General features: G+C 73.5%; 8 protein-coding genes and 2 tRNA genes. 9 read left to right on the forward strand and 1 reads right to left on the reverse strand.

The genetic code is table 11. The annotated features are described in order from the left end of the window. Positions 1-18: 18 nt before the first annotated feature. Genes AB0M80_RS38435 through AB0M80_RS38465 form a run of 7 tightly spaced genes read left to right on the forward strand, consistent with a single transcriptional unit; the run spans position 19 to position 11008 of the window. Positions 19-1404: a serine hydrolase domain-containing protein gene (locus AB0M80_RS38435; protein ID WP_364574789.1), complete on the forward strand. Its 1386-nt coding sequence runs from the start codon at positions 19-21 to the stop codon at positions 1402-1404. Beyond that, complete coding sequence (locus AB0M80_RS38440; protein WP_364574791.1) at positions 1401-2291, forward strand: serine hydrolase; 891 nt, start codon at positions 1401-1403, stop codon at positions 2289-2291. The genes AB0M80_RS38435 and AB0M80_RS38440 overlap by 4 nt, the downstream gene beginning before the upstream one ends. Continuing rightward, positions 2288-3880, forward strand: a complete 1593-nt coding sequence (locus tag AB0M80_RS38445) for an ABC transporter substrate-binding protein (protein ID WP_364574793.1) — start codon at positions 2288-2290, stop codon at positions 3878-3880. Before AB0M80_RS38440 ends, AB0M80_RS38445 begins: the two co-directional genes overlap by 4 nt. Continuing rightward, the gene (locus tag AB0M80_RS38450; protein ID WP_364574795.1) at positions 3877-4857 is read left to right on the forward strand and encodes an ABC transporter permease; all 981 of its coding nucleotides are present in this window, start codon (positions 3877-3879) and stop codon (positions 4855-4857) included. Before AB0M80_RS38445 ends, AB0M80_RS38450 begins: the two co-directional genes overlap by 4 nt. Position 4858: 1 nt before the next feature. After that, positions 4859-6742, forward strand: a complete 1884-nt coding sequence (locus tag AB0M80_RS38455) for a dipeptide/oligopeptide/nickel ABC transporter permease/ATP-binding protein (RefSeq protein ID WP_364574797.1) — start codon at positions 4859-4861, stop codon at positions 6740-6742. After that, positions 6739-7662: an ABC transporter ATP-binding protein gene (locus AB0M80_RS38460; protein ID WP_364574799.1), complete on the forward strand. Its 924-nt coding sequence runs from the start codon at positions 6739-6741 to the stop codon at positions 7660-7662. Before AB0M80_RS38455 ends, AB0M80_RS38460 begins: the two co-directional genes overlap by 4 nt. A gap of 25 nt (positions 7663-7687) precedes the next feature. Continuing rightward, a complete protein-coding gene (locus tag AB0M80_RS38465) occupies positions 7688-11008 on the forward strand; it encodes a serine hydrolase (protein WP_364574801.1) in 3321 nt (1106 codons plus the stop codon). Between the two features lie 180 nt (positions 11009-11188). Here the strand turns inward: AB0M80_RS38465 and AB0M80_RS38470 are convergent, their stop codons facing one another. Further along, a complete protein-coding gene (locus AB0M80_RS38470) occupies positions 11189-12652 on the reverse strand; it encodes a DHA2 family efflux MFS transporter permease subunit (protein ID WP_364574802.1) in 1464 nt (487 codons plus the stop codon). A gap of 181 nt (positions 12653-12833) precedes the next feature. On the opposite strand from AB0M80_RS38470, the gene AB0M80_RS38475 reads away from it, so the two are divergent. Continuing rightward, a tRNA-Val gene (locus tag AB0M80_RS38475) sits at positions 12834-12908 on the forward strand. A 37-nt stretch (positions 12909-12945) separates the two neighbouring features. After that, a tRNA-Val gene (locus AB0M80_RS38480) sits at positions 12946-13017 on the forward strand. The last annotated feature ends 197 nt before the right edge of the window (positions 13018-13214 follow it).

A 13214-nucleotide genomic window follows, 5' to 3' on the forward strand; every position in this document is an offset into this window, starting at 1 on the left:
GAAACCCGAGAGGCCCCCATGTCGAAACTCCCCGCACTCTCCGCCTGGCTCGAAGGCCGCCTGCCCGCCCTGCTGGCCGAGCACCAGGTCCCCGGCGCGGCCGTCGCCGTGTACGCCGGCGGCGAAATCGTCGACCGCGCCGCCGGGGTGCTCAACAAGGCCACCGGCGTCGAAGCGGACGTCGACTCGCTGTTCCAGATCGGCTCCATCACCAAGGTCTGGACGACCACGCTGGCGATGCAGCTCGTCGACGACGGCGTGCTGGACCTCGACCAGCCGGTCCGGAAGCACCTGCCGGAGTTCGTGCTCGCCGACGCGGACGCGGCCGCGCGGATCACCGTCCGGCAGCTGATGTGCCACACCGCCGGGTTCGAAGGCGACATCTTCACCGACACCGGCCGTGGCGACGACTGCGTCGAGAAGTACGTCGCCACCCTGGGCGACGTACCCCAGCTGTTCGCCCCCGGCGAGCTGTTCTCCTACAACAACGCCGCGTTCTGCGTGCTCGGCCGGATCGTCGAGGTCCTGCGCGGCAAGGCTTTCGGCGCCTGCCTGCAGGACCACCTGTTCGCGCCGCTCGGCTTGACGCACGCCGCGCAGAGCCCGTACGAGGCGATCCGGTTCCGCGCCGCGCTGGGGCACCTGACCCCGTCGCCCGGCGCCGATCCGGAACCCGCGGGCATGTGGGCGCTGACGCCGTCCAACGCCCCGGCCGGCTCGATGCTCGCGATGCGCCCGCGGGACCTCGTCAAGTTCGCCGCGATGCACCTGAACGACGGCGAAGGCCCCGACGGCACCCGCGTGCTGAGCGCGGAAAGCGCCCGCGCCATGCGGGACCGCCAGGCCGAGCTGCCCGACCTCGGCCTGTTCGGCGACGCGTGGGGGCTCGGCTGGTCGCTGTTCGACTGGCCCGGCGGACAGGTCGTCGGCCACGACGGCGGCACGATCGGCCAGTCGGCGTACCTGCGCGTCGCTCCGGAGCACGGCGTCGCGGTGGCCCTGCTGACCAACGGCGGCGACACCATCGCCGTCTACACCGAGGTCATCGAGCACGTCCTGCGCGAGCTGACCGGCATCGAGCCGGTCGCGCCGCCGAAGCCCGACCCGGCCGCGCCGCGCGTCGACGCGTCGCGGTACGTGGGCGAATACTCCTCGGCGGTGGCGGACATCGTGGTCAGCCAGGACGACGACGGCCGGGTCTGGGTCGAGCGCGTCCCGAAGGGGATCTTCGCGGAGCTGGCCAAGCCGGAGAAGACCGAACTGGTCGCGATGAACGGCGACACGCTCATCCTGGCCGAGCCGATGCAGGGCATGTACGTGCCGCACGCCTTCGTCGGGGACGACGGCACCGGCCGCGCGCTGTACCTGCACACCGGCCGCGCCGATCGGCGGGTGAGCGCGTGAGTGCCGTCGAGGCGGAGATCACGGGAGTCTTCGCCGAAGCGGACGCGCGCGGGTTCCTGCACGCACGGGAGATCGGCGGCGGACCGGAAGTGGCCGTCGGCGCGGACGACCCGGTGGTGCTCGCGTCGGTGTTCAAGATCCCGGTCGCCGTCGCCTACGCGCGGGAAGTGGCCGCGGGACGGCTGGACGAGACCGCCCGGACCCGCGTCGGCCGGCGCTACCGCATCGGCGGCATCGGCACCGCGGGCTGCGCCGACGACGTCGAGCTGAGCTGGCGCGACCTCGCGCTGTTCATGCTGACGATGAGCGACAACGCCGCCACCGACGTCGTCTACCACCGGATCGGGCCGGACGCCGTGAACCGCCTGCTGGCCGACCTCGGCCTGCACCGCACCCGGCTGGCCGGCTGCTGCGAAGACCTGTTCGCCTCCGTGTCCGCCGACCTCGGCGTGGCCGAAGGCGCCGACATCGACGCCGTGTTCGCCGGCGCGACCCCCGAGCAGACGTGGAAGCTCGCGGTGCTGGACCCGGAACGCACGACGTCGTCCACGCCGCGGGAAATCACCGCGCTGCTCGACGCCGTGTGGACCGACCGCGCCGGCGAACCGGCGGCGTGCGAGCGGGTCCGCTCGATGATGGCGCGGCAGATCTGGCCGCACCGCCTCTCGTCCGGGTTCGGCTCGGACGTCGCGATCGCGGCCAAGACCGGCACCCTGCCCGCGGTCCGCAACGAAGCCGGCGTCGTGTCCTTTCCCGACGGTCGCCGGTTCGCCGTCGCGGTCTTCACCCGCGCGAACTCCCTGGCGCAGCGGCAACCCGCCGTCGACGCGGCGATCGGCAAAGCCGGCCGCCTCGCCGTGGACCACCTGCGGAAGGAAATCCCATGACCTGCACACGGACGGCGGTGGTCCTGCTCGGCGTGCTCGCCCTCGCGGCCACGGCCTGCGGGGGACCGGGCGGCCCCGGCGCGGCCGGCGGCACGCTCGCGGACGGCAAGACGTTCACCCTCGGGATCGCCTCCGACCCGGGCAACCTCGATCCGCACATGTCGGTGCTGGCGGTGACCGGCCAGGTCGACCGGTTCCTCTACGACTCCCTGCTCGAGCTCACCCCCGACGGCAAGCCGGTGCCCGCGCTCGCCGGAAAGTGGGACGCCACGACGACCACGGCGTCGTTCACCCTGCGCCCGGGCATCACCTGCGCGGACGGCGCCCCGCTGACCGCCGCCGACGTCGCGGCGAACATCGTGTTCGTCGGCGACCCGGCGAACAAGTCGCCGTTCGCCGGCCTGACGATCGCGCCGGGCACGAAGGCCGCGGCCGACGAAGCCACCCGCACGATCACCGTGACCAGCGGCGCACCCGACGCCTTCCTGCTCCGCAACGTCGGCGGCTTGCCGATCGTCTGCGGCAAGGGACTGGCCGACCGGAAGCTGCTCGCGAAGGGCGGCAGCGGCACCGGCATGTTCACCGTCTCCGAGGTCGTGCCGAACGACCACTACACGTTCACCCGCCGCACGGACTACACCTGGGGACCGGGGACCTGGCAGGCGCAGCAGCCCGGCCTGCCGGACAAGGTCGTCGCCCGGGTCATCCCGAACACCTCGACGGCGACGAACCTGCTGCTGTCCGGCGAGCTGAACGCCAGTCAGATCAACGGGCCCGACCGCCAGCGGCTCGAAGGGCGGAAGCTCTTCCACGCGGACTTCACCGCGCCACTGGGGGAGATCTTCTACAACCAGGCCGCCGGGCGCCCCGGCCAGGACGAGGCCGTGCGGCGCGCGCTCACCCAGGCCCTCGACCTCGCCCAGCTCGGCAAGGTGCTGACCAACGGCACCGGCAAGCCGTCGCAGAGCCTGGTCACCGCCGAGCCGAAGGCGTGCTCGGGCGACACCGTCACCGGCCACCTGCCGAACCACGACCCCGCGGCCGCCGCGTCCACTTTGGACAACCTCGGCTGGCGGGCGGGCCCGGACGGCGTGCGCGTCAAGGACGGGAAGCGGCTGGCGCTCACCGTCCTCTACGGCACCCAGCTGGGCCCGACGATGGCGCCCACCGCCGAACTGGCCCAGCAGACGTGGAAGTCCCTCGGCGTCGAGGTCACGCTCAAGGCGGTCGACAGCCCCGGGCTGTCCCAGGTGCTGTTCGGCACCGGCGAGTGGGAGGTGTCGCTCGGCCCGGTCGGGCTGACGCTGCCCAGCCAGCTGGTGCCGTTCGTGTCCGGGCCCGCGGCGCCGGACGGGACCAACTTCGCCCACATCGCGAACCCCGCGTACGAACAGGGCGTGCAGCAGGCCGCCGCGATGAGCGGCGCGGCCAGCTGCCCGGCCTGGGAGGCCGCGGAGACCGCGTTGGTCAAGCGCGTCGACGTGGTGCCGTACATCGACTCCGTCGTGCCGTACTACGCGAGCGGTTCGCGGTTCGAGGTCAGCCAGGGCAGCGTCACGCCGTCGTCGATCCGGATGTACGCGCGATGACCACGGCGGCGGCGCCGGCGCGCCTGCGTGGCGGGCCGTGGCCGGCGTTCGCCGCTCGGCGGCTGGCCCGGTTCGCCGTCTCCCTGTGGGCGCTGGTCACCGCGGCCTTCCTGATGATCCACCTGGTGCCCGGCGATCCCGTGCGCGCCGCGCTCGGCCTGACCGCTCCGGCGGATCTGGTGCGGGCCCGCCGTCAGGAGCTCGGCCTGGACGACCCGCTGTGGGTGCAGTACGGGCACTACCTGCGCGGCCTGGTCACCGGGGATTTCGGGACGTCGATGGCGAGCGGGCAGCCCGTCTCGCAGGTGATCGGCGACCGCCTGCCGGCGACCCTGCAGCTGGCGCTGCCCGCCTTCGCCGTCGTGGTCGCCGTCGCGATCCCGGTCGGGGTGGTGTTCGCGGTGCTGACCCGCGGCGGCCGCCGCCGGGGCGGCGAGCTGGCCTTCACGTCGGTGAGCGTGTTCCTCGCCGCCATCCCGGAATTCCTGGTGGCGGTCGCGCTGGTGGCGCTGTTCGCGGTCGGCCTCGGCTGGTTCCCGGTGGCCGGTGGCGACGACGCGAGCGCGTACGTGCTGCCGGTCGCGGCGCTCGCCACCGGGCCGTCGGCGGTGCTCGCGCGGATCGTCCGGGTGGAGCTGCTTTCCGTGCTCGGCGCCGACTTCGTCCGCACCGCGCGGGCGAAGCGGCTGCCCGCGCGGCTGGTCTACCTCCGGCACGCGCTGCCGAACGCGCTGACCGCGACGCTGACGCTGGGCGGGCTGATGCTGACCGGACTGGTCGCGGGCACGGTGCTGGTGGAGAACGTGTTCGCCTGGCCCGGCCTCGGCTCGACGATCGTGCAGTCGATCCTGCAGAAGGACTACCCGCTGGTGCAGGGGATCGTCCTGGTCTACGGCGTCGGCGTGCTGCTGGTGAACCTGCTGGTCGACGTCGTGCTCGGGCTGCTCGACCCGCGCTCGGCCATTCGGGAGGCGTGAGATGGCGCGACGCGGTTCGGTGTGGGCGGCGGCGGTGCGCACGCCGGTGGGCGCGTGTTCGGCGGTGCTGCTGGCCCTGGTCGTCGTCCTGGCGGCGTTGGCGCCGGCGCTGTGGGGTGACGGCGCGGCCGCGATCGACACCGACGCGATCGGCCGGGGACCGTCCGGGGCGCACCCGTTCGGCACCGACTCCCTCGGCCGGGACCTGGTGCTCCGCACCCTGGTCGCGACCCGGCTTTCGGTCGGGCTGGCGGTGCTCGCCACCGCGATCGGCGCCGGCACCGGCGTCGTCCTCGGCACGCTGCCGTCCGTGCTGCCCCGCCGGGTGGGCCGGCTGCTCACGGCGGTCGTCGACATCGCCGTCGCGTTCCCCGGCCTGCTGCTGGCCCTGTTCCTGGCGGTGATCTTCGGCGTCGGCACGCACGGCGCGGTGCTGGCGATCGGGTTCGCGACGGCGCCGGCGTTCGCGCGGCTCGTGCAGACGCTGTCCGCGTCGGTGCACGGCCGCGACTTCGTCGCCGCGGCCCGGATCGCCGGGGTCGGCCCGATCCGGCTGCCGGTCCGGCACGTGCTGCCCAACATCGGCGAGCCGCTCGTCGTGAACGCGACCATCGGGGCGGGCTCGGCGCTGCTGGCCTTCGCCGGGCTGTCGTTCCTCGGGATCGGCGTGCAGGCGCCGGACTACGACTGGGGACGGCTGCTGCGGGAAGGCCTGGACGGCATCTACGTCAACCCCGTGGCCGCACTCGCCCCGGCCGCGGCGGTGGTGCTCGCCGGGCTGGCGTTCAACCTGGTCGGCGAGACGGTCGCCGCGGTGGTCGGGGTCCGCACGCGGGTGAACCGGCGCGGGGCCGCACCGCTTCCGGCCGCGCGGCCCGCAGTCGCGGAGACACCCGCCGGTGACGCGGTCCTCGTCGTCGAGAACCTCCAGGTGGCGTTCCCGGGCCCGGCCGGGTGGACGGTTCCGGTGCGCGGAGTCAGCTTCAGCGTCCGCGCCGGTGAAGCGATCGGCGTGGTCGGCGAGTCCGGTTCCGGCAAGAGCCTGACCGCACTGGCCGTGTCCCGGCTGGTCGAAGCCCCCGGGGTGGTCACCGCCGACCGGCTCGAGTTCGACGGCCGGCCACTGGCGGCCGCGTCGGACCGGGAACTCGGCACGTCACTGGCGATGGTGTTCCAGGACCCGATGACGTCGTTCAACCCGGCCCGCCGCGTCGGCGGGCAGCTGGCCGAGGTCTCCGAGCAGCACCACGGCCTCTCGCGGCGCCAGGCGTTCGCCCGCGCGGTGGACCGGCTGGCCGCGGTGCGCGTCCCGGCCGCCGAACGGCGCGCGCGGCAGTACCCGCACGAGTTCTCCGGCGGCATGCGGCAGCGGGCGATGATCGGCATGGGCCTGATGGGCCGGCCGAAGCTCATCGTGGCCGACGAGCCGACCACCGCGCTCGACGTCACCGTGCAGCGGCAGGTGCTGCGCCTGCTGGCCCGCACGCGCGAAGCCGAAGGCGCGGCGATCCTGTTGATCAGCCACGACATCGCCGTGGTTTCCCAGACGTGCGAACGGATGCTCGTGATGTACGCCGGCCGGGTCGTCGAGGACCTGCCGACCGGGAGCCCGGCCCGGCACCCGTACACCCGGGCACTGCTGGCCACGACGGTGGACCTCGAGACCGACCGCGACCGGCCCCTGGAAGTGATCCCCGGCCGTCCACCGGAACCGGACCAGCTGCCCGCCGGCTGCGCGTTCGCCGCCCGGTGCCCGCTGGCGTCGGACCGCTGCCGCACCGAGGACCCGGTGCTCGAACCGGCCACGGCCGGCCACCGGGTCGCCTGCTGGCACCCCCAGCTCAGTGTCCTTTCCGGACAGTCGCACGAGGAGGGTGCCGCGTGAGTGCATTGGAGTTCGACGCGGTGAGCGTCCGCTACGGCAAGCTGACCGCGGTCGACGGCGTCAGCCTGACCGTCCCTTCCGGACAGGTCGTCGGCTTGGTCGGCGAATCCGGTTCCGGCAAGTCGACGCTGGCCAGGGCGGCGGCCGGGCTCGCGCCGGTCAGCGCGGGGCGGGTGCTGCTCGACGGCGTCGACGTGCGGCGGCTGCCCCGGCGCCGTCCGCTGCAGATGGTGTTCCAGGACCCGTATTCGTCCCTGGATCCGCGGATGGCGATCGGCGAGTCGATCGCCGAGGCGATGCCCCGCGGCACCCAGCGCCGGGCCGAGGTCGCCCGGCTGCTCGAACTGGTGAACCTGGACCCCGATCGGGCGAGGACGCTGCCCGGGCAGCTCTCCGGCGGGCAGCGCCAGCGCGTCGCGCTCGCCCGTGCGCTCGCCGGGCAGCCGAAGGTGCTGATCGCCGACGAGATCACCTCGGCCCTCGACGTCTCGGTGCAGGGCGCCGTGCTCAACCTGGTCCGGGACGTGCAGCGGCGGCTGGCGCTGTCGATGCTGTTCATCTCGCACAACCTCGCCGTGGTGCGGTACGTCAGCGACGTCGTCGCGGTGATGTACCTCGGCCGGATCGTCGAGGCCGGCCCCGCCGAGCAGGTCCTCACCGATCCGAAGCACCCCTACACGCGGGACCTGCTGGCGGCCGCGCCGTCGGCGCACCGGGGCCTGCTCGACGACACCGGCGACGACGCGCTCGCCGACACCGAACCCGCCGATCCGCACCACCCGCCGGCCGGCTGCCACTACCACCCGCGGTGCCCGATCGGGCCGTTCGTGCACGCCGACCGCACCGTCTGCGTCCGCGCCGACCCGCACCACGCGGCCGGTCACCGGCCGCACCGCGCGGCCTGCCACTTCGCCGCCTGAGACCGCCACCCCCGAGGAGATCCGCATGACCCGACGTCCGGGCACCGACGACCTGTACGCCTTCGCGTTCCCCGAGCAGCCGGCGATTTCGCCCGACGGCGCCCGGATCGTGTACGTCCTGCGCACCGCCGACCGGGACGAGGACGAGGACACCCGATCGCTCTGGCAAGTCGCCACCGAAGGCGGTGAAGCGCGGCGGCTGACCCGCGGCTCCGCCGACCTGGCGCCCGCCTGGGCGCCGGACGGTACGCGGATCGCGTTCCTGCGGGCCCAGGACGGCCCCGCCCAGCTGTGGCTGCTGCCCGCGGACGGCGGCGAGCCCGAGCAGGTCACCACGCTCCCGCTCGGCGCGGGCACCCCGGTCTGGCGCCCGGACGGCGCCGAAATCGCCTTCGCCGCCCCGGTCGACCTCGCCGCCGACGAAGGTGAAGACGACGCCGCCCGGGCCCGCCGGGCGGGGGCCCCGGTGGTCGCCGACCGGCTCGACTTCAAGGCCGACGGCGCCGGGCTGCTGCGGACGCTGCGCAAGCACGTCCACGTCCTCGACGTCGCCACCGGCGAGGTCCGGCAGGTCACGTCGGGGGACTGGCACGCCGGCGACCCCGCCTGGTCACCGGACGGCGAGCGGCTGGCCTTCCCCGCGGGGCCGGAGGCCGGCGCCGACCTGACCTTCCGCTCCGGCGCGTACGTCGTCGAGCCCGGCGACCGGGCCGGCGAGCCCCGGCTGATCGGTTCCGGCGACGGCCTGTGCGCTGCGGTCACCTGGAGCGCCGACGGCACCGCGCTGCTGGCCGTCGGTCGCCGCGACACCGCACCCGGGCACCTCGGGCTGCTGCGGATTCCCCTGGACGGCGGGGAAACCGCCGACCTGGCCGCCCCGCTGGACCGGAACGTCATGCCGGGCGGCCCGGGCTACCCCGGCGCGCTCCCGCAGCTCGCCGGCGCCACCGTGCTGTTCTGCGTCCGCGACCGCGGCTGCACCCACCTGTACGCGGTCGACGCCGAGGGTGGCGAGCCGCGGCTCGTCGCCGGGGGCGCCGGGAACGCCGTGGCCGGGATGGCCGTCGCCGGGGACACGGCGGCGATCGTGCTCGCCACGCCGTCGTCCTACGGAGAGATCGCGACGGTCGGCGTCACCGGGGGAGCGGTGGAGGTGCGCACCGCGCACGGTTCCGGCGACCTCGAGCCGTTCACCCACGAGGAACGGCAGTTCACCGTCTCCGACGGCACGACCGTGTCCGGCTGGCTGCTGCGCGACCCCGCCCGCACCGGCCCGCGGCCGCTGCTGCTGGACATCCACGGCGGCCCGCACAACGCCTGGAACGGCACCGCCGACGCCGTGCACCTCTACCACCAGGAACTCGTCGCGCGGGGCTGGGCGGTGCTGCTGCTCAACCCGCGAGGCAGCGACGGCTACGGCGAAGCGTTCTACACCGCGGCGGTCGGCGCCTGGGGCGTGGCCGACGCCGACGATTTCCTCGAGCCCTTGGAGCAGCTGGTCGCCGAGGGCGTGGCCGACCCGCGGCGGCTCGCCGTGGCCGGTTACAGCTACGGCGGCTTCATGACCTGCTACCTCACCAGCCGGGACGACCGCTTCGCCGCGGCGGTCGCGGGCGGGGTCGTCAGCGACGTGGTCAGCATGGCGGGCACGTCCGACAGCGGCCACTACCTCGGCGTCGCCGAACTCGGCGCGCTCCCGTCGGAGAACCGGGCGCACTACGCGGCGCTTTCCCCGTTGGCTCAGGTGGAGAAGGTGCGCACGCCGACCCTGGTGGTGCACGGCGCCGACGACGAGCGGTGCCCGGCCGGGCAGGCCGAACAGTGGTTCACCGCGCTGCGCGAACAGGGCGTGCCGACGCGGCTGGTGCTCTACCCCGGCGCGTCACACCTGTTCATCCTCGGCGGGAAGCCGTCGCACCGCGTCGACTTCAACCGCCGCGTCGTCGACTGGGTCGAGCAGCACGCGGGCGAGCCGGGCAAGCCGGCGCGGGTGCCGCTCGACGCCGCGCACTGGCGGCGGCGCCTGGCCGCGCTCGCGCGCAAGCACCGCGTTCCCGGTGCGTCGCTGGGCATCCTGCGCGGTGCGGACCAGGTGCTCGCCGGCCACGGCGTGCTGAACACCGCCACCGGCGTCGAGGTGACCGACGACTCGGTGTTCCAGATCGGTTCGATCACCAAGGTCTGGACGGCCACGGTGGTGCTGCAGCTGGTCGACGAGGGCCGGGTGGACCTCGACGCGCCGGTCGCGGACGTGCTGCCCGAGCTGCGGCTGGCCGACCCCGACGTGACCAAGCAGGTGACCCTGCGGCACTTGCTCACCCACACGAGCGGCATCGACGGCGACGTCTTCACCGACACCGGCCGCGGCGACGACTGCGTCGAGAAGTTCGTCGGCCTGCTCGACCAGGTCGCGCAGACGCACCCGCTCGGGGCGACGCTGTCCTACTGCAACTCCGGGTTCGTGCTGGCCGGCCGGGTCATCGAAAAGCTCACCGGCCGGACGTGGGACGCGGCGCTGCGCGAGCGGCTGTTCACCCCGCTCGGCCTGACCCGCACGGGCACGCTGCCGGAGGAGGCGCTGCTGCACCGCGCGGCAATGGGGCACGTCGCGGCCGGCGACGGCGAGCCGCAACCGGCGCCGGCGTGGGGCCTGCCGCGCTCGGCGGGCCCGGCCGGGCTGATCACGGCACCGGCGGCGGACGTGCTCGCGTTCGCCCGGATGCACCTGGCCGGCGGGCTCGACGTGCTGTCCGAGGCGTCGGCCACGGCGATGACCGAGTGGCAGGCCGACCTGCCCGACAAGCACACGCTGGGCGACTCGTGGGGCCTCGGCTGGATCCGCTTCGACTGGGACGGCCACCGCGTGCTCGGCCACGACGGCAACACGATCGGGCAGTCGGCGTTCCTCCGGCTCCTGCCGGAACAGGGGCTGGCGGTCACCCTCCTCACCAACGGCGGCAACACCCGCGACCTCTACGAAGAGCTGTACCGCGAAATCTTCGCCGAGCTGGCGGGGGTGGCGCTGCCCCACCCGATCGAGCCGGCCGCCGCGCCGCCGTCCGTCGGCTTCGAGGAGTACGTCGGTGTCTACGAGCGCGCGTCGATGCGGATCGAGGTCTTCGAAGGGGAGCGGGGCCTGCGGATGCGGCAGACGATCACGGGCCCGATCGCGGAGCTGGTCCCGGAACCGACGACCGAGCACGACCTGATCCCGGTCGGCGAGGACCGGTTCGTCCACCGCGAGCCGGGCGCGCGGTCGTGGATCTCGGTGACGTTCTACACGCTGCCGACGGGGGAGCGGTACCTGCACAGCGGCGTCCGCGCCACCCCGAAGGTCGAGGCATGAGCCGGGTCACGTCGGGGAACACCGCCGCACCCGGGGCGTTGTAAGGGGTGTCGGTACGGCCGTGTCCCCGCGCCTCATTCCTGGCCTTTCGGGGCGAGGCGACCCCCGGACCGCTCCAGAACCCCCGCTTCCGCTCGCAGGTCTCCCCCCGGCCTTCGCCGAGCGGAAGCGGGACTTCTTTCAGTGCCCCGAAGTGGACGCCGTGGACGTAGCGGACGACGCGGACGGTCCACGCCGGATCAGCCAGCTGCCCGCGAAGGCGAGCAGCCCGACGACCCCGGCGAGGACGAACGCCGCCCGCAGGCCTGAGGCGTCCGGGCTGCCCGCCGTGGTGTCGTGGCTGCCCAGCGTCGCCACGCTGACGAACACCGCCGTGCCGAGCGCACCGGCCACCTGCTGCAGCGTCGACAGGATCGCGCTGCCGTGCGAGTACAGGTGATCGGGCAGCACGCCGAGCGACTCGGTGAACAGCGGCGTCATCATGAGCCCGAGCCCGGCCATCATCAGCACGTGGATCCCGATCACCGCGACCAGCGGCGAGCCCGGCCCCAGCACCGCGAACAGCCACAGCGAAGCGGCCATCGCCGCCGCCCCGGGGATGACGAGCGGCCGCGCGCCGACCTTGTCGAACAGCGCGCCGACCGGACGGCCCAGCAAACCCAGCACCAGCCCGCCGGGCAGCAAGGCCAAGCCGCTGACGAACGTGCTGGTGTGCAGCACCGTCTGCAGGTAGAGCGGCAGCAGGATCGCCGCGGCGCCGATCAGGCACACGAACAGCAACGCGGTCAGCACCAGCGCGACGACGAAGCTGCGGTGGGTGAACGGCCGCAGGTCGAGCAGGGCCCGGTCCCGGCGCTGCAACCGCAGTTGCCGCCAGGTGAACACCACCAGCGCGGCGACACCGACGACGATCGGCACCCACCCCGGCACCAGCGGTCCGGCCCCGCCCTGCTCCCCGCCCGAAGACAAGCCGTACAGCACCCCGCCGAACCCGATCGCGGACAGCAGCACCGACGGCAGGTCGAGCGGCACCCGGCGGCGCCGGCCGTCCAGGCGCAGCATCAGCGCACCGGCCACCAGCGCGGCGACCGACAGCGGCAGCACGATCCAGAACATCCAGCGCCAGCTCAGCGACGACAGCACCGCACCCCCGATGGTCGGCCCGATCGCCGGCGCGACCGCGATGACGATCGTGATCGTGCCCATCGTCGCGCCGCGCCTCTCCGGCGGCACCAGCCGCATCACCGTCGTCATCAGCAGCGGCAGCATCACCGCCGTGCCGAACGCCTGCACCACGCGCCCGGTCATCAGCAGCCCGAACCCGGGCGCCAGCGCACACAGCAGCGTGCCGAGACTGAACGCCGACAGCGAGAAGAGGAAGACCTGCCGCGGCGAGAACCGCTCCAGCAGGAACCCCGTCGTGGGAATGACGACAGCCATGGTCAGCAGGAACCCGCTGGTCAGCCACTGCACCGTCGTGGTCGGTACCCGGAGGTCGACGGTCAGGTCGCGCAGCGCCACGCTGAGGATCGTCTCGTTGAGGATCATCACGAACGCGGAGAGCACCAGGACCCCGATGAGGAGTCCCGCGCGCGCCGGAGCGCGGTGCACGTCGGAGGGTGAGGTGGACACGGTTTCGGTCATCGAGGTGGAAGCTCTCCTGGTCGGCCGCGACGGCCGGGACGAAAACAGGACGTCCTCCGCAGTCTGCCCGTCCCCGCCCCTTCGTGTCACGGCGGTTTTCGCACCTCGTGAGGCACACCGGACCCCCTGCACGGCCCCGGCAGACATCCGATATGCTTCCGTCAGTACGAAGTTCCGCAGCGCGCGATTAGCTCAGCGGGAGAGCGCTTCCCTGACACGGAAGAGGTCACTGGTTCAATCCCAGTATCGCGCACCACGAGTCCACCCCCGGATTTCGTGGAAGTTCGTACCGCGGGCGATTAGCTCAGGGGGAGAGCGCTTCGTTCACACCGAAGAGGTCACTGGTTCGATCCCAGTATCGCCCACGAGATTCGCTGGGAGAGCCCTGTTCGCGGAAAGCGCGAACCAGGGCTCTTCTCGTCGTGTCCTGTGGGGGCCCAGCCCCCACGCCCCGGGGGGGGGGGGGGCGCCCCCCCCCCCCCCCGGGGGGGGGGGGGGGGGGGGTTTTTTTTTTTTTTTTTTGGTTTTTGCCGGGGCGGTTTGTGTGATCACTGGGTTCTCG

Origin of the sequence: Amycolatopsis sp. NPDC051045 (assembly GCF_040682955.1) — a bacterium.
Lineage (GTDB): Bacteria > Actinomycetota > Actinomycetes > Mycobacteriales > Pseudonocardiaceae > Amycolatopsis.

Coding starts and splice junctions, on each gene's coding strand:
- AB0M80_RS38435 (WP_364574789.1), top strand. CDS start 19: ATGTCGAAACTCCCCGCACTCTCCGCCTGGCTCGAAGGCCGCCTGCCC.
- AB0M80_RS38445 (WP_364574793.1), top strand. CDS start 2,288: ATGACCTGCACACGGACGGCGGTGGTCCTGCTCGGCGTGCTCGCCCTC.
- AB0M80_RS38450 (WP_364574795.1), top strand. CDS start 3,877: ATGACCACGGCGGCGGCGCCGGCGCGCCTGCGTGGCGGGCCGTGGCCG.
- AB0M80_RS38455 (WP_364574797.1), top strand. CDS start 4,859: ATGGCGCGACGCGGTTCGGTGTGGGCGGCGGCGGTGCGCACGCCGGTG.
- AB0M80_RS38465 (WP_364574801.1), top strand. CDS start 7,688: ATGACCCGACGTCCGGGCACCGACGACCTGTACGCCTTCGCGTTCCCC.
- AB0M80_RS38470 (WP_364574802.1), bottom strand. CDS start 12,652: ATGACCGAAACCGTGTCCACCTCACCCTCCGACGTGCACCGCGCTCCG.